General features: G+C 76.7%; 27 protein-coding genes. 22 read left to right on the top strand and 5 right to left on the bottom strand.

Features of this window, described 5'->3' with window-relative positions; translation table 11 throughout:
• Nucleotides 1-55 precede the first annotated feature (55 nt).
• Nucleotides 56-2,362 carry a M20/M25/M40 family metallo-hydrolase gene (locus ACWIZO_RS23315; protein ID WP_448639978.1) on the top strand — a complete coding sequence of 769 codons (2,307 nt, stop codon included), beginning with the start codon at nucleotides 56-58 and terminating at the stop codon, nucleotides 2,360-2,362.
• An 88-nt stretch (nucleotides 2,363-2,450) separates the two neighbouring features.
• Here the strand turns inward: ACWIZO_RS23315 and ACWIZO_RS23310 are convergent, their stop codons facing one another.
• Entirely contained in the window at nucleotides 2,451-2,681 is a 231-nt protein-coding gene (locus tag ACWIZO_RS23310; RefSeq protein ID WP_448639977.1) for a hypothetical protein, read from the bottom strand.
• Between the two features lie 199 nt (nucleotides 2,682-2,880).
• On the opposite strand from ACWIZO_RS23310, the gene ACWIZO_RS23305 reads away from it, so the two are divergent.
• The 6 genes from ACWIZO_RS23305 (at nucleotide 2,881) to ACWIZO_RS23280 (ending at nucleotide 7,419) form a co-directional block, all read left to right on the top strand.
• Nucleotides 2,881-3,132 (top strand): hypothetical protein, encoded by a 252-nt coding sequence (locus ACWIZO_RS23305; protein ID WP_448639976.1) that lies wholly within the window; start codon nucleotides 2,881-2,883, stop codon nucleotides 3,130-3,132.
• Nucleotides 3,133-3,260: 128 nt separating this feature from the next.
• Nucleotides 3,261-4,073 carry a DUF222 domain-containing protein gene (locus ACWIZO_RS23300; RefSeq protein WP_448639975.1) on the top strand — a complete coding sequence of 271 codons (813 nt, stop codon included), beginning with the start codon at nucleotides 3,261-3,263 and terminating at the stop codon, nucleotides 4,071-4,073.
• Nucleotides 4,070-4,777: an HNH endonuclease signature motif containing protein gene (locus ACWIZO_RS23295; protein WP_448639974.1), complete on the top strand. Its 708-nt coding sequence runs from the start codon at nucleotides 4,070-4,072 to the stop codon at nucleotides 4,775-4,777. Before ACWIZO_RS23300 ends, ACWIZO_RS23295 begins: the two co-directional genes overlap by 4 nt.
• A 95-nt stretch (nucleotides 4,778-4,872) precedes the next feature.
• Nucleotides 4,873-5,256, top strand: a complete 384-nt coding sequence (locus tag ACWIZO_RS23290; RefSeq protein ID WP_448639973.1) for a hypothetical protein — start codon at nucleotides 4,873-4,875, stop codon at nucleotides 5,254-5,256.
• The gene (locus tag ACWIZO_RS23285) at nucleotides 5,246-6,760 is read left to right on the top strand and encodes a sensor histidine kinase (RefSeq protein WP_448639972.1); all 1,515 of its coding nucleotides are present in this window, start codon (nucleotides 5,246-5,248) and stop codon (nucleotides 6,758-6,760) included. Before ACWIZO_RS23290 ends, ACWIZO_RS23285 begins: the two co-directional genes overlap by 11 nt.
• A complete protein-coding gene (locus tag ACWIZO_RS23280; protein WP_448639971.1) occupies nucleotides 6,757-7,419 on the top strand; it encodes a response regulator transcription factor in 663 nt (220 codons plus the stop codon). The genes ACWIZO_RS23285 and ACWIZO_RS23280 overlap by 4 nt, the downstream gene beginning before the upstream one ends.
• Before the next feature lie 25 nt (nucleotides 7,420-7,444).
• Here the strand turns inward: ACWIZO_RS23280 and ACWIZO_RS23275 are convergent, their stop codons facing one another.
• Together ACWIZO_RS23275 and ACWIZO_RS23270 are read right to left on the bottom strand one after the other, a co-directional pair.
• Complete coding sequence (locus tag ACWIZO_RS23275) at nucleotides 7,445-8,206, bottom strand: SDR family NAD(P)-dependent oxidoreductase (RefSeq protein WP_448639970.1); 762 nt, start codon at nucleotides 8,204-8,206, stop codon at nucleotides 7,445-7,447.
• A gap of 23 nt (nucleotides 8,207-8,229) precedes the next feature.
• On the bottom strand, nucleotides 8,230-8,829 hold the full coding sequence (locus ACWIZO_RS23270; RefSeq protein ID WP_448639969.1) for a nitroreductase family protein: 600 nt from the start codon (nucleotides 8,827-8,829) through the stop codon (nucleotides 8,230-8,232).
• Between the two features lie 60 nt (nucleotides 8,830-8,889).
• On the opposite strand from ACWIZO_RS23270, the gene priA reads away from it, so the two are divergent.
• Genes priA through hisF form a run of 3 tightly spaced genes read left to right on the top strand, consistent with a single transcriptional unit; the run spans nucleotide 8,890 to nucleotide 10,798 of the window.
• Complete coding sequence (gene priA / locus ACWIZO_RS23265) at nucleotides 8,890-9,624, top strand: bifunctional 1-(5-phosphoribosyl)-5-((5-phosphoribosylamino)methylideneamino)imidazole-4-carboxamide isomerase/phosphoribosylanthranilate isomerase PriA (protein ID WP_448639968.1); 735 nt, start codon at nucleotides 8,890-8,892, stop codon at nucleotides 9,622-9,624.
• Nucleotides 9,621-10,007 (top strand): RidA family protein, encoded by a 387-nt coding sequence (locus ACWIZO_RS23260; protein WP_448639967.1) that lies wholly within the window; start codon nucleotides 9,621-9,623, stop codon nucleotides 10,005-10,007. The genes priA and ACWIZO_RS23260 overlap by 4 nt, the downstream gene beginning before the upstream one ends.
• Entirely contained in the window at nucleotides 10,004-10,798 is a 795-nt protein-coding gene (hisF, locus tag ACWIZO_RS23255) for an imidazole glycerol phosphate synthase subunit HisF (protein WP_448639966.1), read from the top strand. The genes ACWIZO_RS23260 and hisF overlap by 4 nt, the downstream gene beginning before the upstream one ends.
• A 9-nt stretch (nucleotides 10,799-10,807) precedes the next feature.
• Here hisF and ACWIZO_RS23250 read toward each other — a convergent pair whose 3' ends face one another.
• Together ACWIZO_RS23250 and ACWIZO_RS23245 are read right to left on the bottom strand one after the other, a co-directional pair.
• Nucleotides 10,808-10,951, bottom strand: a complete 144-nt coding sequence (locus ACWIZO_RS23250) for a hypothetical protein (protein WP_448639965.1) — start codon at nucleotides 10,949-10,951, stop codon at nucleotides 10,808-10,810.
• A gap of 32 nt (nucleotides 10,952-10,983) precedes the next feature.
• Complete coding sequence (locus ACWIZO_RS23245; protein WP_448639964.1) at nucleotides 10,984-11,625, bottom strand: TIGR03085 family metal-binding protein; 642 nt, start codon at nucleotides 11,623-11,625, stop codon at nucleotides 10,984-10,986.
• Between the two features lie 132 nt (nucleotides 11,626-11,757).
• On the opposite strand from ACWIZO_RS23245, the gene ACWIZO_RS23240 reads away from it, so the two are divergent.
• The 12 genes from ACWIZO_RS23240 (at nucleotide 11,758) to ACWIZO_RS23185 (ending at nucleotide 23,303) form a co-directional block, all read left to right on the top strand.
• Nucleotides 11,758-13,533 carry an ABC transporter ATP-binding protein gene (locus ACWIZO_RS23240; protein ID WP_448639963.1) on the top strand — a complete coding sequence of 592 codons (1,776 nt, stop codon included), beginning with the start codon at nucleotides 11,758-11,760 and terminating at the stop codon, nucleotides 13,531-13,533.
• The gene (locus tag ACWIZO_RS23235) at nucleotides 13,530-15,341 is read left to right on the top strand and encodes an ABC transporter ATP-binding protein (protein WP_448639962.1); all 1,812 of its coding nucleotides are present in this window, start codon (nucleotides 13,530-13,532) and stop codon (nucleotides 15,339-15,341) included. The genes ACWIZO_RS23240 and ACWIZO_RS23235 overlap by 4 nt, the downstream gene beginning before the upstream one ends.
• 84 nt (nucleotides 15,342-15,425) lie before the next feature.
• A complete protein-coding gene (locus tag ACWIZO_RS23230) occupies nucleotides 15,426-15,875 on the top strand; it encodes a hypothetical protein (RefSeq protein WP_448639961.1) in 450 nt (149 codons plus the stop codon).
• A 111-nt stretch (nucleotides 15,876-15,986) separates the two neighbouring features.
• Nucleotides 15,987-16,514: a hypothetical protein gene (locus ACWIZO_RS23225; protein WP_448639960.1), complete on the top strand. Its 528-nt coding sequence runs from the start codon at nucleotides 15,987-15,989 to the stop codon at nucleotides 16,512-16,514.
• 88 nt (nucleotides 16,515-16,602) lie between these two features.
• Nucleotides 16,603-18,255 carry an FAD-binding dehydrogenase gene (locus tag ACWIZO_RS23220; protein ID WP_448639959.1) on the top strand — a complete coding sequence of 551 codons (1,653 nt, stop codon included), beginning with the start codon at nucleotides 16,603-16,605 and terminating at the stop codon, nucleotides 18,253-18,255.
• Between the two features lie 86 nt (nucleotides 18,256-18,341).
• Nucleotides 18,342-19,055 carry a hypothetical protein gene (locus ACWIZO_RS23215; RefSeq protein WP_448639958.1) on the top strand — a complete coding sequence of 238 codons (714 nt, stop codon included), beginning with the start codon at nucleotides 18,342-18,344 and terminating at the stop codon, nucleotides 19,053-19,055.
• Between the two features lie 64 nt (nucleotides 19,056-19,119).
• On the top strand, nucleotides 19,120-19,494 hold the full coding sequence (gene hisI, locus ACWIZO_RS23210; RefSeq protein WP_448639957.1) for a phosphoribosyl-AMP cyclohydrolase: 375 nt from the start codon (nucleotides 19,120-19,122) through the stop codon (nucleotides 19,492-19,494).
• A complete protein-coding gene (locus ACWIZO_RS23205; RefSeq protein WP_448639956.1) occupies nucleotides 19,481-20,989 on the top strand; it encodes an anthranilate synthase component I in 1,509 nt (502 codons plus the stop codon). The genes hisI and ACWIZO_RS23205 overlap by 14 nt, the downstream gene beginning before the upstream one ends.
• Entirely contained in the window at nucleotides 20,986-21,747 is a 762-nt protein-coding gene (locus tag ACWIZO_RS23200; protein WP_448639955.1) for a Trp biosynthesis-associated membrane protein, read from the top strand. The genes ACWIZO_RS23205 and ACWIZO_RS23200 overlap by 4 nt, the downstream gene beginning before the upstream one ends.
• Nucleotides 21,744-22,553 carry an indole-3-glycerol phosphate synthase TrpC gene (trpC, locus tag ACWIZO_RS23195; protein WP_448639954.1) on the top strand — a complete coding sequence of 270 codons (810 nt, stop codon included), beginning with the start codon at nucleotides 21,744-21,746 and terminating at the stop codon, nucleotides 22,551-22,553. The genes ACWIZO_RS23200 and trpC overlap by 4 nt, the downstream gene beginning before the upstream one ends.
• A gap of 130 nt (nucleotides 22,554-22,683) precedes the next feature.
• Nucleotides 22,684-22,920, top strand: a complete 237-nt coding sequence (locus ACWIZO_RS23190) for a hypothetical protein (protein WP_448639953.1) — start codon at nucleotides 22,684-22,686, stop codon at nucleotides 22,918-22,920.
• A gap of 2 nt (nucleotides 22,921-22,922) precedes the next feature.
• Entirely contained in the window at nucleotides 22,923-23,303 is a 381-nt protein-coding gene (locus ACWIZO_RS23185; RefSeq protein WP_448639952.1) for a type II toxin-antitoxin system VapC family toxin, read from the top strand.
• The last annotated feature ends 125 nt before the right edge of the window (nucleotides 23,304-23,428 follow it).

The following is a 23,428-nucleotide window of genomic DNA, read 5'->3' as shown; positions in this document are numbered from 1 at the left end:
TGTCCTCCCGCCGCACCTAGGGTGACCCGGTCCCGGCCCGGTCGAGGAGGACCCGTTGCCCGCATCGCGCCCGCCCGCCCCGACCCGGGGTCTGCTCGCACCGCTGGCCGCGCTGGTGCTGCTGGCCGGGCTCGCGGTGGGGAGCGTGCTGGCCCTGCAGCCGCCGTCGCCGGCGCCGGCCGACGCCCCGGCGACGTCCTTCAGCGCCGAGCGGGCCTTCGCGCACGTGGAGGACGTCGCCGCGGAGACGCACGTGACCGGCAGCGAGGCACACGCCCGCGTCGTCGACCGGCTGGTCGCCGGCCTGACCGGCCTGGGGCTCGACACCCGCGTGCAGAACGCCGTCGGCACGTGGCAGTCCTCGCCCGGGGTGGCCGAGATGGCGCGGGTGCGCAACGTCGTCGCCGTCCTGCCCGGCACCGACTCCACCGGGCGGCTGTTCCTCGTGGCGCACACCGACTCGGTGGAGACCGGCCCGGGCGCCAGCGACGACGCCGCCGGGGTGGCCACCCTGCTGGAGACGGTGCGCGCCCTCCGGGAGGGCGAGCCGCTGCGCAACGAGGTCGTCGTGGTGCTCACCGACGCCGAGGAGGCGTGCCTGTGCGGCGCCGAGGCGTTCGCGGCCAGTCACCCGCTGGCCCCGCAGGGCGGCGTCGTGCTCAACCTGGAGGCCCGCGGCACCACCGGCCCGCCGATCACGTTCGAGACGTCGCGGGGCAACGCCGGCCTGGCCGAGCGGTACGCCGCCGCGGTGCCGCACCCGGTGGCCACCAGCTTCGCCGTCGAGGTCTACCGGGCGCTGCCCAACGACACCGACTTCAGCGTGCTGCTCGCCCGCGGCTTCACCGGCCTCAACACCGCCTTCATCGACGGCAACGCCGCCTACCACACCCCGCAGGACACCCCGTCGCGGCTGGACCGGGGCACCCTGCAGGCGCTGGGGGACAACACGCTGGCCCTGACCCGGGAGCTCGGCGGGGCCGACCTGACCGACCTCGCCCGTCCCGGGGACGCCGACGCCACCTACTTCCCGGTGCTGTCGGGGCTGGCGCGCTACCCCGGGTGGCTGGTCTGGCCGCTGGCCGGTGCGGCGGTGCTCGGCGTCGCCCTGCTGACGGTCGTGGACCGGCGGCGCGGGTCGCCGCTGTCGCGGGCCCTGCTCGGGATCCTGGCGGCGGTCGTGCCGCTGGTGCTGGCACCGCTGGCGGTGGTCGGGTCGTGGCGGCTGCTCGTGCTGGTGCGGCCGGGCTACGCGGGGCTGCTCGACCCGTGGCGGCCGGGCTTCCTCCGGCTGGCGGCCGTGGCCGTCGTCCTCGCGGTGGTCCTGGCCTGGTACGCGCTGCTGCGGCGGCGGGTCGGGCCTGCGGGGCTGCGGACGGGGGCGCTCGCGCTGCTGGCGGTGCTCGCCGTCGTCCTGGCGGCGCTGGCCCCGGGTGGGTCCTACCTGGCGGCGCTGCCGGCGCTGGCGGGGGTGCTGGCCGGGCTGCTGCCGGAGCGGCTGCGGCTCGCGGGCGGGCTGGTGGCCGGGGCGGTCGCCGTCGTCGTGCTGGCACCCACCGTGGCGCTGTTCCTCCCGGCGCTCGGGCTGGCCGGCGGTGCCGCGCCGGCGGCGGTGGCGACCCTGCTCGGGCTGGCGCTGCTGCCGGTGGTCGAGGAGCTGTTCGCGCCACCGTCCGTGCCGGGAGGCCGGCGGTCGGTCGCGGTGCCCGCGGTCGCGGGAGCGCTGGCGGTGGCGCTGACCGCCGTCGGGCTCGCCGTCGACCGGTTCGACCAGCAGCACCCGGTGCCCAGCCAGCTGGTCTATGCGCTGGAGGCCGACACCGGCGAGGCGTGGTGGGCGAGCACCGAGGCCGACCCCGGCGAGTACACGGCCCGGTACGTGGACGGCCGCCGGGAGCTGCCGCACGACTACCCGTACCTCGCCGGCCGCGCGGTCGCCGCCGGGCCGGCGGAGGTGGCCGGTCTGCCGTCCTCGACGGTGCAGGTGCTCGACGACCGCACCGCCGAGGGGCGCCGGACGGTGACCGTGCGGGTGACGCCGCAGCGCGACGTGCGACTGGTCGTGCTCGACCTCCGGACCGACGGCGGGCGGGTGGTCGCCGCCCGCGCCGAGGCCCGGGACGTGCCCGACGACGCACTCCAGCTGGACCGGCTGTGGCTGACCTTCCACGCGCCGGCGCGCCAGGGCGTCGAGGCGACGTTCACCGTCGAGGGCGGCGGGCCGCTGACCCTGCGGGTGGTGGACGGCAGCGACGGGCTGTCCGGTCTGCCGGGCTTCGAGCTGCGGCCGGCGGGCGTCGACGCGGCCGGTACGCACAGCTCCGACCTGGTGGTCGTGGGGGCGACGACCGACCTCGGGTGATGTGAGCCCCGTCCTGCCGGTCGGTGCGCTGCGACTGCTGCCGGCGTCCTCGAGCGGCCTGTTCGGAGACGGTCCGGCAGGTGACACCTCACTGTCGTCGCTGGCCGACGGCGACGAGGGCACGACCAGCAACGAGGAGGACAGCGCCTACTGCGGCGATGTAGCCGGGAGCGCCGTCGTCGGGCCCAGCGATCTCCTCGACGTGCTGCGAGGTCATCCGGTCCGACAGGCGAGTGTTCCCGCCAGCGAGGTCCCGGCGCAGGAGTGGCAGGCCGGCGCCGAGCACGGAGGCGAAGCGGCCGACGGCCGGGATCGTCATGGCCAGTGACCCTGCGGGGCCCGTCTGGCAGCAGCGGCACGTATCCGGATGGGTGTTCGTGGAGCCGCCCCGACGGCGGACCGGTCGTGGAGATGCGGCCTGTGAACGGCTCGTGCCTCGACCGAGGACTTCTCGACAGACCAGGCCGGCCGAGGGTCCCGGGCTGCCCGGCAGCGGCGCACGGGGGAAGGCTGCGCGCATGGACATCACAACCGTCAACGACCGGCACCTCTATCAAGGCCGGGTGGTGCTCCGAGACCCCGAGGACCCGGTGGCCCGGGTGGAGATGCCGGTGCGGATCGTCCGGTTCGGTCCGCCCGGCTGGCTGACCGTGGCCGACGGTCTCACTGATGACGCGGACATCGAGCTGTACCCGACCAGCCGGGTGCTGGGGGTCTCCGCGCTGCGGGAACTAGGCGGGGCCCCGCTCCGATCGAGCGCCGAACACTGACCCCTGGTCCGCTGACGGTCCGGACGGCGTGGAACGAGCGTGCAGGTGGCGTTCGCGGATCTGTGGACAGCCTCCTGACCTGGGGATTCATCGAGTGGCGCTCGCGTCGGTCGAGTAGAACCGAACACGTGTACGAGTGCGCGGAAGTCCACCCCGACGGGACGGTGCGGTCCCTCGGCTGCTTCGCTGACGACGCCACGCCGGTACCACGCGAGGAACTGCACGCAGCGATCGGGCCGCTGTCGTCCACCGACGAGTTCATGGCGCGGATGTGCCCGCCCGGCAGCGCCGAGCGCGCCGCCCTGCCCGACCGCTGGGTGGCCCGGCTCCTCCAGCTCGCGGAGCGCCGGGCCGCCGCCCTGGCCGCCGAGCGGGTGGAGCTGGTGAGCCGGCTGGCTGACCAGCGCTCGGCCGACGGCGGACGTCCGGTCCCCGAGGTGATGGACGTCAGTGAGTGGCTGTCCTGCGAGCTCGCGCTGGTCCACCCGTACGGCGAGCGACGCGCGAGCCGCGTCATCCGCACGTCGCTGGCCCTGACGTCGCGCTTCCCGGCGACCCTGCACCTGCTGGCCCGGGGCGACATCGACGAAGCGCGCGCCGAGGCGGTCGTCGACCTGCTCGAGCCGCTCGAGGACGACCTGGCCGCCCGGGTCGAGGCCCAGGTACTGGTGCGGGCCGGGGAGCAGACGCCGACCAACCTGCGGGCGAGCATCCGCCGCTGCATCGACCGGATGGACCCCGAAGCCCGGGAGCAGCGGCACCGTCAGGCCCGAGCCGGTGCGGACGTGCGCTGGTGGGCCACCGAGGACGGGATGCCCGCCTGGCCACCGACCTCCCGCTCGCGGCCGCGGCCGCCTGCGGGAAGGCCGTCGACGGCCTGGCCTGGCAGCTGCGGGCCGACGGCGACGAGCGCCCGATCGGCCAGCTGCGCGCCGAGGTGATCCAGGACCTGGTGCTGCGCCCGTGGCTCGCGCGCCCTGGCGTCGCCGTCTCCCTGGTCGTGCACGCGAACCTGGCCACGCTGCAGGGCGGGGACGAGCCGGCCGAGGTCGACGGCCACCCGGTGAGCGCCGCGGAGTGCCGGGAGCTGCTCGCCCAGGTGGGGGCGCTGGAGCTGCACCGGCCCGATGGCGGCACGCTGGAGTTCGCGCTGCACGACCACACCGGCGAGCTGGTGACGGCCGTGACCCTGCGTGCGCTGCACCGCGGAGCCCGCGGGACGGGGCTCCGGCGCCCGCCACCGACCCGTCGGTACCGGCCCACGCGGGGGCAGCGCCGGGTGACGCACGTCCGCGACCGGCGTTGCCGGCACCCGCACTGCACCCGGCCGGTGGGCCGGGTCGACGCCGACCACGTCGTGCCCTGGCCGCGGGGCCACACCGACTGCGACAACCTCTGCTGCCTGTGCCGCAGGCACCACCGGCTCAAGACCCACGCCCGCGGCTGGCGCTTCCGGCTGCTGCCCGGCGGACGGCTCGAGGTGACCACGCCCTCCGGGGTCACCCGGGTCACCGACCCGCCACGGGTGCCGCCCGACGCCCCAGCGACCGGGACGGCGCCGCGCCCCGGGGGCGGACCGTCCCCCGGGGGCGGTCCGCCCCCGGAGGACGACGCGCCACCGGACGTCTGCTGCTGCCCCTTCTGAGCGGTGGGGGGCCGGAACCGGGGTGGCCGCGTCCGTGAGAGCCCTCTCATCCGGATCTCACGGGTCCGTCACCGGCGTGGCCGAACCTCGGCGGCGTGTACTCCCGTCCGCTGCTCGCCGTGATCACCGGACTGGGCGCCGTGCTGCTCGCCGGCGCGACGGCCTGGGCGCTGCTGGGCGGCTCCGGCGGCAGCGGCGGTGCGGGGCGGGCGCCGGTCCCGCCGCCGATCGACGTCCCGGCCCGCGACGCGCCCGCCGACACCCCGGCCGACGGTCCCGCCGCCCCTCCCGCCGACAGTCCCGCCAGCACCGGTGCGCCGGCGCCCGCGCCGCAGCCCACCGACGTCGTCCCTCCACCGCCGCTGCCCGGCGATGACGACAGCGACGACGATGGCGACGACGATGGCGACCACGATGGCGGCGATGACGACGGGCCCGGGGACACCGCCGCCGACGGCGTCGGCGGGGGTGCCGACTGATCAGCCGACGCCGGCCGGATGGCGCGGCCGCGCCCGGCGACGGCTCGCGCCCCGCGCCGCCCGCACGCGCATCATCGGCTGGGTCCTGCTCCTCGTCCTGCTCGCCCTCGCGATCGTCACGCTGGTCACCTGGCGGCTGCTCGTGCGTGCCACCGACGAGCGCATGGACGTCGCGCTGCAGGCCGAGGTCGGCGAGTTCCGGCGGATCATCGAGGGTGACGTCGACCCCCGCACCGGGCAGCCGTTCGCCGGCGTCGCCGACGTCCTGCAGACGATGATCACCTACAACCTCGCCCGGCCGAACGAGGAGTTCCTCGGCTACGTCGACGGGGAGTACCGCTTCCAGAGCCGCATCGAGGCGCCCGTACTGCTCAGCGAGGACGCCGCGTTCACCGCGCTCGTCGGCTCGGTCGAGGACACCACGTGGGGCCGCTACGCCAGCGGGGCGGGGGAGGTGCGCTACCTCGCCGTGCCGGTGACGCTGGACGGCGATCCCTCCCGCGGGGTGGCCGTGGTCGCCTACTTCGCCGACCAGGAGCGCCAGGCCGCCGACGACACCGCGACGCTCATGCTCGGCGTCGGCGCGGTGACCCTGCTGCTGGCCGCGGCCGGCGCGTGGGTGGTCGCCGGGCGGGTCCTGGCGCCGGTCCGGGCCGTCGCCGCCACCGCCCAGGGCATCACCGAGACCGACCTGTCGGGGCGCATCCCGGTGGCCGACCGGCCGCACGACGAGCTCACCGACCTGGCCGCGGCGGTCAACGCGATGCTCGACCGGGTCGAGGGCGGGGTGGCCGCCCAGCGGCGGTTCCTCGACGACGCCGGGCACGAGCTGCGCACGCCGATCACCATCGTCCGCGGGCACCTGGAGGTGCTCGACCCCACCGACCCGGACGACGTCCGGCAGACCGTCGCCCTCGTCGACGACGAGCTCGAGCGGATGAACCGCATGGTCTCCGAGCTCCTGCTGCTGGCCCGCGCCGAGCAGCCGCAGTTCGTCCGCCCGCAGCCGGTCGACGTCGCCGAGCTGACCGCCGAGGTGTACGGCAAGGTGCGCCGGCTCGGCGACCGCGACTGGCGGCTGGACGGCGTCGCCCGGGCCGACCTCCTGCTCGACCCGCAGCGCCTCACCCAGGCCGTGGTTGCGCTGGCCGACAACGCCGTCCGCCACACCGGGCCCGGCGACCGGGTCGTCCTCGGCAGCCGGCTGACCGGCGGGCAGCTGCTCGTCCGGGTCGAGGACGACGGCCCGGGCATCCCCGAGTCCGACCAGATCCGCGTGTTCGAGCGCTTCGCCCGCGGCAGCTCGGGCGCCCGGCGCGGGGACGGCGCCGGGCTGGGCCTGTCCATCGTGCAGGCCATCGCCGCCGCACACGGTGGGCGCGTCGAGCTGCGCAGCCGCCCCGGTGAGGGCGCGACGTTCACCCTCGTCCTCCCCGCCCGCCCGGCGCCGCCCCCCGCCCGGGACGCGACCGAGGTGGCGGCGACCGAGGGAGGAGCCCGGTGAGCCGGGTGCTGATCGCCGAGGACGAGCCGCGCATCGCCGCGTTCCTCGAGAAGGGGCTGCGGGCCCACGGCTTCACCACCGCCGTGGTCGGCGACGGGCTCACCGCTCTCGACCGCGCTCGCAGCGGCGAGTTCGACCTGGTCCTCCTCGACCTCGGGCTGCCCCGCCTCGACGGCTTCGCCGTCCTCCGCGCCCTGCGTGCCGAGCGCTGCGACGTACCGGTCATCGTGCTGACCGCCCGCGACGGCGTGCAGGACACCGTGGCCGGCCTCGAGGGCGGCGCGGACGACTACGTGCCCAAGCCCTTCCGCTTCGAGGAGCTGCTCGCGCGGGTGCGGCTGCGGCTGGCCGGTGCCCGCCAGACCGAGGTCACCGTGCTCACCGTCGGCGACCTCTCCCTGGACCTGCGCACCCGCCGGGCCAGCGTCCGCGGCCGCACCGTCGACCTCTCGGCCCGCGAGTTCGCCCTCGCCGAGACCTTCCTGCGCCACCCCGGCCAGGTGCTGGCCCGCGAGCAGCTGCTCAGCCGCGTCTGGGGCTACGACTTCGACCCGGGCTCGAACGTCGTCGACGTCTACGTCCGGTACCTGCGCAGGAAGCTCGGCGCCGACCGCATCGAGACGGTCCGGGGCATGGGCTACCGCCTGCCCGCCGGCTGATCGACTCCGGGCCCGACGGTGTGGCTCAGCTGCGCAGGTAGGAGGCCCCGTTCACGTCCACGATCGTGCCCGTGCTGAACCGCGCCTCCGGCGAGGCCAGCCACACCACCGCCGAGGCCACCTCCTCCGGCCGGGCGACCCGGCCCAGCGGCGACTGCGCGCGCACGGCGTCCCCGCCGGGACCGTCGAGCGTCTCCCGCGCCATCTCGGTCTGCACGAAGCCCGGCGCCACGCAGGTCACCGAGATGCCGAGCGGCGCCAGCGCGAGCGCCATCGACTGGGCGAGGGCGTTCATCCCGGCCTTGGACGCGCCGTAGGCGGGGTTCTGCGGCTCCCCGCGGAAGGCCCCGCGGCTGGACACGTTCACCACCGCACCCCCGCCGGCGGCCCGCAGGTGCGGGACCGCCCGGAAGGTGGCGTTCGCCGCCCCGACCAGGTTCACCGCGAGCGTCCGCGCCCAGACCTCCTGCCACTCCTCGTAGGAGGAGGTCAGCGGGGGCGAGGCCACGAAGACGCCGGCGTTGTTGACCAGCACGTCCAGCCCGCCGAGGGCGCCGGCGGCGGAGTCGACCATCGCGCCGACCGAGTCGGCGTCGGCCACGTCGGCCTGCACCAGCACGTGCCCGGACCCGGGCAGCTCGGCGAGGACGGCCTCGGCGCGCTCCTTCGACGCGCCCCAGTGCACGGCCACCCGGTCCCCGCGCTCGGCGAAGGCCCGGGCGATCGCGCGGCCGATGCCGCGGGAGCCACCGGTGACGAGGACGGCGCGCGAGGAGGAGGAGGTCACGGGCGGGGAGTCAACCAGGGAGGTCACCACCGCCCGCGGTGGACGACCTCGTCCAGCCCGCGCCGGCCGCGGCGCAGGGACGGCGAGCGCCGGTCGCCCCCACCCGGGTAGCCGACGGACACCACGCCGACCGGCCGGTGCGACGGCGGGACGCCGAAGGCCGCCCGGAAGGCGTCCAGGCGCCCGGCCGGGATGCCGAACAGGCAGGCGCCCAGGCCCTCGTCGACGGCGGTCAGCAGCACCATCAGCGCGGCCATCCCGGCGTCGACGTCCCACCAGGGCACCGGCCAACGCGTCTCGTCGCGGTCGGTCCAGCCCTTGTCCGGTTCGGCGTAGCGGTCGAGGTAGGCCTCCTTCGACGACAGCGGCACCACCAGCAGCGGCGCCCGCCGCATCCGGGTCAGCCAGGCGTCCGGGGTGCCCTCGCCGGCGGTCACCGACCAGAACCGCTCCCGGTCGGCCGACTCCTCCAGCACCAGGAACGCCCACCCCTGGGTGAACCCGGCCGACGGCGCGCGGGTCGCGTGGTCGAGCAGCCGGTCGCGCACCTCGGGCGGCACCGGCCGGTCCGGGTCGTAGTCGCGCACCATGCGGCGCCTGCGGACGACGTCGGTGAACTGCACGCTCCGCAGCCTGCCCCGGGTGGGGCACGACACAGCGACCCGGTCCCTAGGCTGGTCGCCGTGCCGACCCTGCAGCTGCTCCCCGCCGTCGACGTCGCCGACGGCCAGGCCGTCCGACTCGTGCAGGGGGAGGCCGGCAGCGAGACCTCCTACGGCGACCCGCTCGACGCCGCCCTGCAGTGGCAGCGCGACGGCGCCGAGTGGGTGCACCTGGTCGACCTCGACGCCGCCTTCGGCCGCGGCAGCAACCGCGAGCTGCTGGCCCGCGTCGTCGGCGAGCTCGACGTCGACGTGGAGCTCTCCGGCGGCATCCGCGACGACGAGACCCTCACCGCGGCCCTGGCCACCGGCTGCCGCCGGGTCAACCTCGGCACCGCGGCGCTGGAGTCGCCCGAGTGGTGCGCCCGCGCGATCGCCGAGCACGGTGACCGGATCGCCGTCGGCCTCGACGTCCGCGGCACCCGGCTGGCCGCCCGCGGCTGGACCCGCGAGGGCGGCGAGCTCTACGACACCCTCGCGCGCCTCGACGCCGAGGGCTGCGCCCGCTACGTGGTCACCGACATCACCAAGGACGGCACGCTGCGCGGCCCCAACCTCGAGCTGCTGCGCGAGGTGTGCGCGGCCACCTCGCGCCCGGTGGTCGCCTCCGGCGGGGTGAGCTCGCTCGACGACGTCCGCGCGCTGGCCGGCCTGACCACCGTCGGCGTCGAGGGCGCCATCGTCGGCAAGGCCCTCTACGCCGGCGCCTTCACACTGCCCGAGGCGCTGGCCGTCACCCGCGGGGCGTCGTCGTGACCGTGCGGCGGATCGGCTCCGGCGGGCCGTGGGAGGACGTCGTCGGCTACAGCCGGGTCGTCGTCGCGGGGGACTCGGCGTGGGTCAGCGGCTGCACCGCGACCGTCGACGGCGTCGTCGTGCACCCCGGGGACGTGGCGGGGCAGGCCCGCGTCGCGTTCGGCGTGCTGGTCGACGCGCTCGCCTCGGCCGGGTTCGCCCCCGCCGACGTCGTCCGCACCCGCATGTACGTCACCGACACCTCCCGCTGGGAGGAGGTGGGCCGCGCGCACGGCGAGGTGTTCGGCGCCGTCCGGCCGGCCACCGCGATGATCGGCGTCGTCTCGCTGCTGCACCCCGACATGCTCGTCGAGGTCGAGGCCGACGCGGTGCGGGTCCGATGAGTCTGGCCGTCCGCGTCATCCCGTGCCTGGACGTCGACGCCGGCCGGGTGGTCAAGGGCGTCAACTTCGTCGACCTGCGCGACGCCGGCGACCCGGTGGAGATGGCCCGCGTCTACGACGCCGAGGGCGCCGACGAGCTCACCTTCCTCGACATCACCGCCAGCTCCGGCGACCGCGAGACGACCTACGACGTCGTCCGCCGCACCGCCGAGAGCGTGTTCATCCCGCTCACCGTCGGCGGCGGCGTGCGCAGCCCCGACGACGTCGACCGGCTGCTCCGGGCCGGCGCGGACAAGGTCGCCGTCAACACCGCAGCCGTCGCCCGGCCGGCGCTGATCAGCGAGATCGCCGACCGCTTCGGCAACCAGGTGCTCGTGCTCTCCCTCGACGCCCGCCGCGTGCGCGACGGCGCGGTCACCGACTCCGGCTTCGAGATCACCACCCACGGCGGGCGGCGCGGCACCGGGCGCGACGCCGTCGAGTGGGTGGTGCAGGCCGCCGAGCTCGGCGTGGGCGAGGTGCTGCTCAACTCCATGGACGCCGACGGCACCCGCGCCGGCTTCGACACCGAGCTCATCCGCGCCGTCCGCCGGGAGGTGGGCGTGCCGGTGATCGCCAGCGGGGGAGCGGGGGCCGTCGAGCACTTCCCGCCCGCGGTGGAGGCCGGCGCCGACGCGGTGCTCGCCGCCAGCGTCTTCCACTTCGGCGCGCTGCGCATCGGCGAGGTGAAGGCCGCGCTCGCCGCCGCCGGCGTCCCCGTCCGGCACGAGCGGGACACCCCGCTGCGCTGAGCGGGGCCCTCAGGGAGTGCGGAGGCGGTGCAGCGCGACGCCCACGGCCATGACGAACAGCGACATCGCGGTCTGCACCCACGTCCACCGGCCGACCGGCGTGTGTCCGGCGAGCGGGCACCACAGCGGGTGGGCCACGTCGTGGGTCGGCATCGGACGGCCACGGCGCGGTCCCGGTCCCCACATCAGGTGGCCGGCGCGCCGCCCCGCACGACCACCCGGGCGACGTCGCGGCGCCCGCTGGCCCAGAGCAGCACCTCCAGCGGCTCGCCCTCGACCGTGGTGGGGGAGGACCCCGCGCGGATCCGCTTCGGTGGCCCCGGGACGTCGCTGCGCTGCAGCACCAGCCCGCCGGGGAACCCCGACGCGGCGCGGCGCGCGAAGAACGACGCGGCGCCCCACAGCTGGTCGGCGTCGGCCAGGGTCAGGTGCCGCGGCTCCCAGCCGGGCTGCGCCCGGCGGGCGTCCTCGTGGTGGACGGCGAACTCGACCCCGTTGACGATGTCGCCGAGCCCCGGCCACCCCATCGGCAGCCACCGGGGCGGCCCCTGCCGCACCCGTGCCACGAGCTCGGGGAACGGCGTCGAGGTGCGCAGCCGGTCCTCGATGCGGGCGGAGTGCGCGTGCAGCGGCTGCCCGACCGGCGTCGTCTCCAGGACGTAGCCCGGTCCCGCGTCCGGCCGCCGGTCGCGGGTGACCAGGTGGGCGGCCAGGTGCGCCGTCGTCCAGCCCTCGCAGCAGGTGGGCGCGTCCGGGCCGAGCTCGTCGAGCAGGTCGGCGAGGGCCGCCCGCTCGCGCGCGGCGAGGGGGCGGGAAGAAGGAGTCACCGCCACGGGTTACCGACGGAGCCCCGCCCGGAAACAGTCGCGTACCAGAACCCACGGGCCCCCCGGCCGCCAGATGGTTAGCCTGACCGACGAGCGGTGCACCGCCGTCGCCGCACCACCCCGAGGAGATCCGTGCCCCGCCGCCGAGACGCCGTGGTCCGGCGCGGACTGCGCCACGTCGGCCTCTCCGTCCGCGAGCAGCCGGGCATGTTCACCCTCGCGGTGCTCGCCAGCAGCCTCTACGGCGCGATGACCGTGGCCAGCGCCTACGTGATCGGCGGGATCACCGACCGGGTGGTGCTGCCGGCCTTCGCCGACGGCGACACGACGGCGGGGGCGCTCACCCTGGCCGTCGCCGTCGTCCTCGGGGTCGCCGTCCTGAAGATCCTCGGCATCCTCGGCCGGCGGCTGTTCGCCGGGATCATGGCCTACCGGCTGCAGGCCGACTACCGGCGCCGCGTCACCGGCCAGTACCTCCGGCTGCCGCTGTCCTGGCACCAGCGCCACCCCACCGGTCAGCTGCTGAGCAACGCCAACTCCGATGTCGAGGCCGCCTGGTTCTTCGTCTCGCCGCTGCCCTTCGCCTGCGGCGCCCTGGTCATGATCGCGATCACCGTCGTCGCGCTGCTGGTCACCGACCCGCTGCTGGCGGTGGTCGGCCTGGTCGTGTTCCCGCTGGTCTTCGCCGTCAACGTCGTCTACTCCCAGGTGATGAGCCCGCGGATGCAGCGGGCCCAGCAGCTGCGCGCCGAGGTCAGCGAGATCGCCCACGAGAGTTTCGACGCCGGCCTGGTGGTCAAGACCCTGGGCCGGGAGGACGTCGAGAGCGCCCGCTTCACCGAGCGGGCGCAGGAGCTGCGCGACGGCCTGGTCGCCGTCGGCCGGGTGCGCGGCCTGTTCGACCCGATGATGGAGGCGCTGCCCAACCTGGGCACGCTCGCGGTGCTGCTGGTCGGCGCCGGCCGGGTGGCCTCGGGCGGGACCGACCCCGGCGCCCTGGTCAGCACCGCCTACCTCTTCACCGTGCTCGCGCTGCCCATCCGCGCGATCGGCTGGGTGCTCGCCGACCTCCCGCGCGCGCTGGCCGGCTTCGACCGGGTCACCCCGGTCCTCGACGCCACCGGCGAGACGCCGCACGGCTCGGAGACGGCAGCCGGCAGCAGCGGCGGGGCGGGGCTGGGCCTGCGCGCGGTCGACCACGTCTTCGACGGCTCGTCCCGGGCGACGCTGTCCGGGGTCACCTTCGACGTCGCCGCCGGCAGCACGGTCGCCGTCGTCGGGCCGACCGGCTCGGGCAAGTCCACGCTGGCCGGGCTGCTGGTGCGGCTGGTCGACCCCGCCAGCGGCGAGGTGCTGCTCGACGGCGTCGACGTGCGCCGGCTGCGCGAGGGCGAGGTCAGCACCCAGGCCGCCTTCGTCCCGCAGGGCACGTTCCTCTTCGACGACACCGTCCGCGGCAACGTGACCCTCGGCGGCGACTTCTCCGACGCGGAGGTCCGGGCCGCGCTGCGGGTCGCCGCCGCCGAGGACTTCGTCGACCGCCTGCCCGAGGGCCTCGACACCCGCGTCGGGGAGCGTGGCGCCACCCTGTCGGGCGGGCAGCGGCAGCGCGTCGCGCTGGCCCGCGCCGTCGTCCGCCGGCCCCGGCTGCTGGTCCTCGACGACGCCACCAGCGCCGTCGACCCCGCCGTCGAGGCGCGCATCCTCGACGCGCTGCGCTCGGCGGAGCGGCCCTCCACCGTGGTCGTCGTCGCCTACCGGCAGGCCACCATCGCGCTGGCCGACGAGGTGGTCTGGCTCGAGGACGGCCGGGTCACCGCCCGCGGCAGCCACGACGAGCTGCTCGCCACCGTCCCCGGCTACGCCGCGCTGGTGCGCGCGTACTCCGAGGCGGAGGTGGCGGCGTGAGCGAGCAGCCCCGCGAGGGCGCCGTCGCCACCCTGCGCCGCGGCCTGCACGCCATGCCCGAGTTCCGCCGCGGGCTGCCGGCCACCTTCGCCCTCGCGCTGGTGGCCACGGCCGGGCGGGTGGTCGTGCCGATCGCCGTCCAGCAGGTCATCGACCGCGGCCTGCTCGGCCCCGGCGGTCCCGACCCGGGCCTGGTGCGCACGCTCGTGCTCGTCTGCGCCGCGGTCGTGCTGCTCACCGGCGTCGCGGTGTACCGGATGAACGTCCGGCTCTTCCGCACCACCGAGACGGCGCTGGCCGGGCTGCGCTCGCGCGCCTTCCGGCACGTGCACGACCTGTCGGTGCTGCACCAGCAGGGCCAGCGCCGCGGCTCGCTGGTCTCCCGCGTCACCAGCGACGTCGACCAGCTGTCGACCTTCATGCAGTGGGGCGGCGTCCTGGGCGTCGTGAGCCTCGGCCAGCTGGTCGTGGCCACCGTGGTCATGTTCGTCTACTCCTGGCAGCTGACCCTGCTGGTGCTGGCCTGCTTCGTGCCGCTCGCGGTGGCGGTGCGCTTCTTCGCCCGCCGGCTGGCCGTCGTCTACGGCGTGGTCCGCGAGCGGGTCGGCGACGTGCTGGCCGCGGTGTCGGAGTCCGTCGTCGGCGCGCCGACGGTGCGGGCCTACGGCATCCGCGAGCGGACGGCGGCCCGCCTCGACCGCGCCATCGACCGGCACTACCGGGCCCAGGTCGACGCGCAGAAGGTCACCGCCGCGGTGTTCGTCAGCGGCGAGTTCGTGGCCGCGGTGGCCAACGCCGCCGTCGTCGTGGTCGGCGTCCTGCTGGGCCTGGCCGGCCACGTCAGCGCCGGCACGCTGGTGGCCTTCCTCTTCCTCGTCACGCTGTTCGTCGCGCCGGTGCAGACCGCCAGCGAGGTGCTCAACGAGGCGCAGAACGCCCTCGCCGGGTTCCGCCGGGTGCTCGACGTCCTCGACACCGAGCCCGACGTCCGCGACCCCGCGGCCACCGGCGCCGCCCGGGACCTGCCACCGGGGCCGCTCGGCGTGCGGCTCGAGCACGTCGGCTTCCGCTACGCGCCCGGCGCCCGCCCGGCCCTGGAGGACGTCGACCTGACCCTGGCGCCGCGCCGCCGCGTGGCCGTCGTCGGCGAGACCGGGTCGGGCAAGACGACGTTCGCCAAGCTGGTCACCCGGCTGATGGACCCCACCGAGGGACGCGTGCTGCTCGGCTCGGACGCCACCGGCTGGGTGCCGCTGACCGAGGTCGCGTTCTCCTCGCTGCGCCGCCGGGTCGGGATGGTGCCGCAGGACGGCTTCCTGTTCGACGCCACCGTCGCCGACAACGTCCGCTACGGCCGGCCCGACCTCACCGACGAGCAGGTCGCGGCGGCGTTCGAGGAGCTGGGCCTGGGCGACTGGGTGCGCGGCCTGGCCGACGGCGTCGCCACCTCGGTCGGCCAGCGCGGCGAGTCGATGTCGGCCGGCGAGCGGCAGCTGGTCGCCATCGCCCGCGCGCACGTGGCCGCCCCCGACCTGCTCGTGCTCGACGAGGCCACCAGCGCCGTCGACCCGGCCACCGAGCGGCGGCTCACCCACGCCCTCGAGCGGCTCACCGAGGGGCGGACGACGCTGACCATCGCGCACCGGCTCTCGACCGCCGAGCGCGCCGACGAGGTGCTCGTCGTCGACGCCGGCCGCGTGGTGCAGCGCGGCACGCACGCCGAGCTGGTCGACGTCGTCGGTCCCTACGCCCGCCTGCACGCCTCCTGGCGGCGCTCGTCGGCCGGGGAGCCCGAGCGGGTCGCCTGAGGCGCCGGGGCGGCCTCCCTGCCGGGGCCCGCGGCGGGTCCGCGAGCGCGAGCGCAGGAGGGTCCGTCACCTAGGCTGCCGGGCGTGACGAGGTCGTCCCCGCTGCCGTTCCCGACGCCGTCCCGGATCCCCGGGCTGGCCATCGCCGCCGCGGCGGTCGGCGCCCTCGGCGTGCTCCCGCTCGCGCTCGTCGCCGTCCTGGCCTTCGCGCTGGGCGGGGTGCAGGGCGACAGCTCGGGCGGCCGGGACTGGTGGACCTTCGTGCTGCTGCTCCTGCCCCTGCTGCAGCTGTTCGGCGTCTTCTGGCTGGTGGTCCGCCGGGGCCGGTGGCCGCTGGTCCTCAGCGCCGCGGCCGCGCTGGCCTTCGCCGGGCTGGTCCTCGGGACGGCCGCCTCCGTCGGCCAGCACGTGGGCGCCGGGCCGCTCCTCGTGGCCGTCTGCCCGGTGATCGCCGCCGGGCTGGCGTTCAGCCCCCAGGTGGGCGCCTGGCTGGCCGGGCACCCCCGCCGGGTGCGGGGCGAGCGGACCGCCTGACCCGCGCCGCACCCGCTGACCGGCGCCCAGTCGAGCGGCCCCCTTGCAGGGTCCCGCCACGAGCTCGCGAGTGGTGGGGGGCAAGGGGGTCCTTCTCCTACGCTGCCGGCCATGCCGTCGTCGTCACCGCGCCGGACGACGACCCGCCGCTCACCGCGGGCGGCGGTGTCCTCCGGCGGCCGCCGCACCCCGCCGGCCCCGGCCGGGCGTCCGCTCACCGCGCCGTTCACGGCGGTCTTCGGCCTGCTCGTGGCCGTCGAGGCCGTCGTCCTCGCCTGGCTGCTCGAGCCGCCCGGGCCCGGCTGGCAGGTCGACCGTCTCGTCGCCGGCGCGCTCGCCCTGGCGGTCGTGGCCCTCACCGGCGCCGTCCTGGTGCTGCTCGGCCGCGGCCGGGGGTGGCTGGTCCTCGCGCTGGCCGCCGCGGTCACCGCCCTGCTGGTGCTCGCGGCCACCGTGCTGTTCGCCGCCGGCCTGGCCAGCGGCGAGCTGGCCGGCTGGGCGCTGCTCCTGCTGCCCGCCCCGCTCGGTGCGCTGGTGCTGTCGGGAAGCCGCCCGATCCGGGACTGGACGCGGCCCGGGCGGGGGACACCCCGGCGCCGACCGGCCGGGACGGGCCGCGCGAGGTCTCCCGGCCGCTAGCGTGCGGCAGGTGACCGAGCCCGCGAGGTCACGCGTGAGCAGGGCACCACCGAGCACACCGGCGCCGGGCGCCGGCGAGGAGAACTGCGTGACCGACACAGACGTCGTCGTGGTGGGGTCCGGCCTGGCCGGGCTGGTGGCCACCGCCGAGCTGGCCGACGCCGGCAAGCGGGTGGTCCTGCTCGAGCAGGAGCCGGAGGCGTCGTTCGGCGGGCAGGCGTGGTGGTCGTTCGGGGGCCTGTTCCTCGTCGACTCGCCCGAGCAGCGCCGGCTGCGGGTCCGCGACTCCCTGGAGCTGGCGCGCCAGGACTGGTTCGGCACCGCCGCCTTCGACCGGGCCGAGGACCACTGGCCGCGCCGGTGGGCCGAGGCCTACCTGGACTTCGCCGCGGGGGAGAAGCGCGCCTGGCTGCGCGGGCAGGGCGTCGGCTTCTTCCCCGTCGTGGGCTGGGCCGAGCGGGGCGGCTACACCGCCACCGGGCACGGCAACTCGGTGCCGCGCTTCCACATCGTCTGGGGCACCGGCCCGGGCATCGTCGAGCCGTTCGCCCGCCGGGTGCGCGCCGCGGTCGACCGCGGGCTGGTCGACCTGCGCTTCCGCCACCGGGTCACCGGGCTGGTCGTCACCGGCGGCGCGGTCACCGGCGTCCGCGGGACGGTGCTGGCGCCCAGCGACGCCGCCCGCGGCGAGGCCAGCTCCCGCGAGGAGCGGGCGCCGTTCGAGATCACCGCGCAGGCCGTCGTCGTCACCTCCGGCGGCATCGGCGGCAACCCCGAGCTGGTCCGCCGCAACTGGCCGGCCCGGCTGGGCCCTGCACCGCGCCGGCTGCTCTCCGGCGTCCCCGCGCACGTCGACGGGCTCATGCTCGAGGCCACCGAGGCCGCCGGCGCGCACGTGGTCAACCGCGACCGGATGTGGCACTACACCGAGGGCATCGCCAACCACTCGCCGGTCTGGGCGCGGCACGGCATCCGCATCCTGCCGGGGCCCTCCTCGCTGTGGCTCGACGCCGCCGGCAACCGGCTGCCGGTCCCGCTGTTCCCCGGCTTCGACACCCTCGGCACGCTGGCCCACATCGGGTCGACCGGCCACGAGCACACCTGGTTCGTCGCCACGCGGAAGATCGTCGAGAAGGAGTTCGCGCTCTCGGGGTCGGAGCAGAACCCCGACCTGACCGGCAGGGATCTCAGACTGCTGCTGAACCGGGTCAGGGCCGGCGTGTCCGGGCCGGTGCAGGCCTTCCTCGACCGCGGCGAGGACTTCGTGACGGCGACGACGCTGCCCGAGCTCGTGGCCGGGATGAACCGGGTCACCGGCGGCGCCCCGGAGGTGGCGCTGGAGACCGTCGAGCGGGAGGTCCTCGCCCGCGACCGCGAGGTGGCCAACGCCTTCACCAAGGACCTGCAGCTGACCGCCGTCCGCGGCGCGCGCAGCTACCTCGGCGACAAGCTCATCCGGGTCGCCCCGCCGCACCGGCTGCTCGACCCGGAGGCCGGCCCGCTGATCACCGTCCGCCTCAACCTGCTCACCCGCAAGACCCTGGGCGGCCTGGAGACCGACCTCTCCGGCCGCGTGCTGCGGCCCGGCGGCGAGGTCTTCGACGGGCTGTACGCCGCCGGTGAGGTGGCCGGCTTCGGCGGGGGCGGGATGCACGGCTACCGGTCGCTGGAGGGCACCTTCCTCGGCGGCTGCCTGTTCTCCGGCCGCGTCGCCGGCCGGGCGCTGGCGGCGGCGCTGTGATGCCCGGCGGCGCCGTGACTCCCGGCGGCGCCGTGACTCCCGGCGGCGCCGTGACTCCCGGCGGCGCCGTGACTCCCGGCGGCGCTGTGACTCCCGGCGGCGCCGGGAGCAGCCCCTGGTCGGACCCGGCGCGGCCGACCGACCCGCTCGCGTACGCCGGGCCCCCGGTCACCGCGCCGGCGCCGTGGGCGGGGCACGGCGTCCCCGGGTACGGCGTCCCCGGGTACGGCGTCCCCGGGTACGGCACGCCCTGGTACGGCGCGCAGGGCCACGGCGTCCCGGTCTGGGGGCCGCCGGTGCCCTCCCGGCCCCGCCGGCCCGGTCAGGTCGTGGCCGCCGCGGTCCTGGCGTTCGCGCAGGCCGGCGTCGTGGCCGTCGCGTCGGCCTACGTGCTGCTGCTGGCCAGCACCTTCGGCTTCCTGGCGACCGTGCCCGGCGCGACCGACGCGGAGGAGGCGGACGCGCTCGTCACCGAGGCCACCGTGCTGACCGTCGTCCAGCTGCTCTCGGCGATCGCGCTCGTGGTCGGCGGCGTCCTGGTCCTCAACCGGCGCGCCCGGTCGTCCTGGCTGACCCTGCTGGCCGGCTTCGCGGCGCAGCTCGGGCTCGCCCTCTACTGGCTGGTGCGGCTGCTCACCCTCGGCGGTCTGGTCGACGACGCCGTCGGCTCCGACCCGGCCGGGGTCCTCGTCGTCGGCGTGCTGTTCTTCGCCGCCGCGCCCGCGGTGGGCACCGGCCTGCTGCTCGTCGGCGCGGTCCGGCGCTGGGCCGCCGGCAGCGACGCCGCGGACACCCGCTGACCCCGTCGGAGGCGGCCCGGGGCCGCTGACCGGGACCGTCGCCGTCCGGTGGGACGATCGGGGCATGTCCGCCGTCCCCGCCGCCGAGTCCGCCCTGGACCCCGCGGTCGCCGCAGCGCTGCGCCGCGACCCCGCCGGGCTGGTCGCCGCCGTCGTCCAGCAGCACGACACCGGTGAGGTGCTCATGGTGGCCTGGATGGACGACGAGGCGCTGCACCGCACGCTGACCACCGGCCGGGCCACCTACTGGTCGCGCAGCCGCGGTGAGTACTGGGTGAAGGGGGAGACCTCCGGTCACCGCCAGTGGGTCCGCGACGTGCGCCTGGACTGCGACGGCGACGCGCTGCTGGTGCTCGTCGACCAGGAGGGGCCGGCCTGCCACACCGGCGAGCGCAGCTGCTTCCACCGGCCGCTGGAGGCCTCCCGTGCGGCTCGGTGAGACCTCGCCCTCGCGGGAGGAGTGCGCCGCGCTCGACCAGCCCGTGGTGCCGGTCACCCGGCGGCTGCTGGCCGACGGCGAGACCGCGGTCGGCGTCTACCGCAAGCTCGCCGGCAACCGGCCCGGCACGGTGCTGCTGGAGTCGGCCGAGCAGGGCAAGCGGTGGTCGCGCTACAGCTTCGTCGGCGTCCGCGCCGCCGGCGTCCTCACCGAGCGCGACGGCGCCACCGTCTGGCTGGGCGACCCGCTGCCCGGGCTGACCGACGAGCTGCCCGCCGACCCGCTCGCCGCCGTCCGCACGCTGGCCCGCCGGCTGCGCTCGCCGCGCCGGCCCGACCTGCCCCGGCTCACCGGCGGCCTGGTCGGCTACCTCGGCTACGACGTCGTGCGGCGGCTCGAGCGGCTGCCGGACACGGCCACCGACGACCTCGGCATGCCCGAGCTCGCCCTCATGCTGGTCACCGACCTGGCCGTGCTCGACCACACCGACGGCACGGTGCTGCTCATCGCCAACGCCCTCGCCGGCTCCGGCGACCGCGGTGCCGCCTGGGACGACGCGGTCGCCCGGCTCGACGCCATGGCCGCCGACCTGACCGAGGCCGTGCCGCCGGGCGTGGCCGCCTTCACCCCCGCCGAGCCCCCGCCGGTGCGCAGCACCATGGCGCCGGGGGCCTTCGAGGCCGGGGTGGAGACCGTCCGCGAGCACATCCGCGCCGGCGACGCGTTCCAGGTCGTGCTCGCCCAGCGCTTCGAGACCCGGACCGACGTGGAGGCCCTGGACCTCTATCGGGTGCTGCGGGCGACCAACCCCTCGCCGTACATGTACCTGCTGCGCTTCGCCGGCCGGGAGTCGCCGTTCGACGTCGTCGGGTCCTCGCCGGAGGCGCTGGTGACGGTCACCGAGGACCAGGCCGTGGTACACCCGCCGGCCGGCACCCGCCCGCGGGGGGCCACCGAGGAGGAGGACCTGCGGCTGGCCGAGGGCCTGCTCGCCGACCCCAAGGAGCGCGCCGAGCACGTGATGCTCGTCGACCTGGCCCGCAACGACCTCGGCCGGGTGTGCGTGCCGGGCACGGTCGAGGTCCCCGACTTCATGCGGGTCGAGTACTACAGCCACGTCATGCACTTGGTCTCCACGGTGTCCGGCGAGGTCGCCCCCGGCCGCGACGCGCTCGACGTCTTCGACGCGACCTTCCCCGCCGGCACCGTCTCCGGCGCCCCCAAGCCGCGGGCGATGGAGATCATCGAGTCGATCGAGCCCACCCGCCGGGCCCTGTACGCCGGCACCGTCGGCTACCTCGACGCCAGCGGCGACATGGACATGGCCATCGCCATCCGCACCGCCGTCCTGCACCAGGGCCGGGCCTACGTGCAGGCCGGCGCCGGCGTGGTCGCCGACAGCGACCCCGCCACCGAGGAGGCCGAGACCCGGCACAAGGCGCGGGCGGTGCTCTCGGCGATCGCGACCGCGGAGGGCATGCGGGAGGTCCGGTGAGCGCGGTCCGCCGGGAGCTGGGCGCCGCCGTCGCCGGGTGCGCGCTGGCCGGCGGGCTCGCGCTGTCGGCCGGCGGGCAGACGTGGGCGACGGTCACCGTCACCCGCCCCCCACCGCTGCCGCCGGTCGGCGAGGCGCTCACCGGGGCCACCGTCGCGCCCCTCGTGGCGGCCTGCGGTCTGGTGCTGCTGGCCGCCGCGGTCGCCGTCCTCGCCGTCCGCGGTGCCGGGCGGGCCGCCGTCGGGGCGCTGGTGCTGGCCTCCGGGCTGGTGCTCGGCTGGTCGGCGGTCCGGTCGCTCGTCTCCGGCCCGGGGCCCGGGCCGCTCGCGCCGGGGGAGACGGCCGCGGTCGACCTCGCCGCCGGCTGGCCGGTGCTGTGCCTGGTCGCCGCCGTCCTCGCCGCGACCGCCGGACTGCTGGTCGTCGTCCGCGGACGGCGGTGGCCCGGCATGGGACGCCGCTACGAGCGGACCCCCGGCGCCGCCGCCCCGGCCCCGGCCCGCGCCCGCACCGACGAGGACCGGGCGCTGGACGCCTGGCGGGCCCTGGACCGCGGCGACGACCCGACCGCCGACCCGACCGACGACCCCGGCGACGACGACCCGGCGACGACGACCCCGGCGACGACGACCCGGCGACCAGGGCGCCCGGCCGCTCCTTCTAGAGTGGGTCCACCGGTCCGGTGGGCTCCAGGCCAGCCTCGACCACTACCCGGTCCCGCCCGGGACGAACCGACCAGCAGCGAGGAGGCGGAGTGACCGTCCTCGACGAGATCGTCGCCGGCGTCCGCGAGGACGTCGCGGCGCGCGAGGTGGCCACTCCGTTGGCCGAGGTGCGGGCTGCCGCCCGCGACGCCCGGCCGGCGCTGGACGCCCTGGCGGCCCTGCGCGAGCCGGGCGTCGGTGTCATCGCCGAGGTCAAGCGGCGCAGCCCCAGCAAGGGCGCCCTCGCCGACATCCCCGACCCCGCGGTGCTCGCCGCCCAGTACGCCGCCGGGGGCGCCCGGGTCATCAGCGTGCTCACCGAGCGCCGCCGCTTCGGCGGCTCGCACGCCGACCTGGCCGCCGTCCGCGCCGCCGTCGACGTCCCGGTGCTGTGCAAGGACTTCGTGGTCAGCAGCTACCAGGTGCACGAGGCCCGCGCGCACGGCGCCGACGTCGTCCTGCTCATCGTCGCCGCCCTCGAGCAGAACGCGCTGACCGGCCTGCTCGAGCGGGTCGAGTCCCTGGGCATGACCGCGCTGGTCGAGGTGCACACCGAGGCCGAGGCCGACCGCGCGCTGACGGCCGGGGCCTCGGTCATCGGCGTCAACGCCCGCGACCTCACCACCCTCGCCGTCGACCGCTCCACCTTCGAGCGGATCGCCCCCGGCCTGCCCTCGGAGGTCGTCAAGGTCGCCGAGTCCGGCGTCCGCGGCCCGCACGACCTCATCGCCTACGCCGGTGCCGGCGCCGACGCGGTGCTCGTCGGCGAGGGCCTGGTCACCGCCGGGGACGCCCGCCAGGCCGTCGCCGACCTGGTCACCGCCGGCTCGCACCCGGCCACCCCGCGCACCACCCGCTGAGCGCGCCCCGGATCGCGGGCCGGGGTCGACGGCGCACCCGCGCGCCGGGGGTGCGTCTCCCACGCCGGTGATGCACCGCATCGGCTGGTGACCCACTGAGTGGGTGCCGACGACTCGTCCCCGTCACGTCGTGACGGAGTCCGACGAGTTGAGGACAGCCCTCGACGCCGCCGCGGTCCGCTGGCCCGGCCTCAGCCGGGCCCAGTTGCTGGTGCGGCTCGCCCTGGAGGGGCACCGCGTCGGTGAAGCCGCGCACCGGCTGCACCGGGCGGAGCGGCTGGCTGCCATCGAGCGGCACGGTGGGGCGCTCACCGGCGCGTTCGGCCCGGGCTACCTCGACCGGCTCCGCGACGAGTGGCCGAGCTGATCGTGCTGGACGCGAGTGTCCTCGTCGCGTTCCTCGACGGCAGTGACGCCCACCACGACGCGGCGAGGGCCTTGCTCGCGGCGCACGTCGACGACGACCTCGCCGTCCACCCCCTGAACCTGGCGGAGACGCTCGTCGGACCGGTGCGTCAGGGGCGGGTGGACGTCGCCCTCCGGGCGCTGCGCGACCTCGAGGTGACCGCGCTGTCCTCCCCGGCGGACTCGGCACTCCGCCTCGCCGAGCTCCGCGCGAGCACGAGCCTGAGGATGCCCGACTGCTGTGTCCTGCTCGCCGCCGAGCAGGCCGGAGCGACACTGGCGAGCTTCGACGGCCGGCTCGCCGCCGCCGCCCGGCAGCGAGGACTCACCGCCCTCCCGCAGTGAGGCGTGGCGGCGGTCGCTGCCGGTCAGGTGTGTCCCGGGCTCAGCGCGCCGACTCGCCGGGCCCAGCAGCGCCGCGGCGTCGGTCAGCACCGCCCGGACGCCGGCGTGCCCGCCCGACCAGCGAG

This window comes from Geodermatophilus sp. URMC 63, assembly GCF_053502565.1.
This window is presented reverse-complemented; position numbering and strand designations above follow the sequence as displayed.

Excerpts from the sequence above, each read along its gene's own strand:
- ACWIZO_RS23305 (WP_448639976.1), top strand. The coding sequence starts at position 2,881 with ATGGACATCACAACCGTCAACGACCGGCACCTCTATCAAGGCCGGGTG.
- ACWIZO_RS23250 (WP_448639965.1), bottom strand. The coding sequence starts at position 10,951 with ATGCCGACCCACGACGTGGCCCACCCGCTGTGGTGCCCGCTCGCCGGA.
- hisF (WP_448639966.1), top strand. The coding sequence starts at position 10,004 with ATGAGTCTGGCCGTCCGCGTCATCCCGTGCCTGGACGTCGACGCCGGC.
- ACWIZO_RS23225 (WP_448639960.1), top strand. The coding sequence starts at position 15,987 with ATGCCGTCGTCGTCACCGCGCCGGACGACGACCCGCCGCTCACCGCGG.
- ACWIZO_RS23310 (WP_448639977.1), bottom strand. The coding sequence starts at position 2,681 with ATGACGATCCCGGCCGTCGGCCGCTTCGCCTCCGTGCTCGGCGCCGGC.
- hisI (WP_448639957.1), top strand. The coding sequence starts at position 19,120 with ATGTCCGCCGTCCCCGCCGCCGAGTCCGCCCTGGACCCCGCGGTCGCC.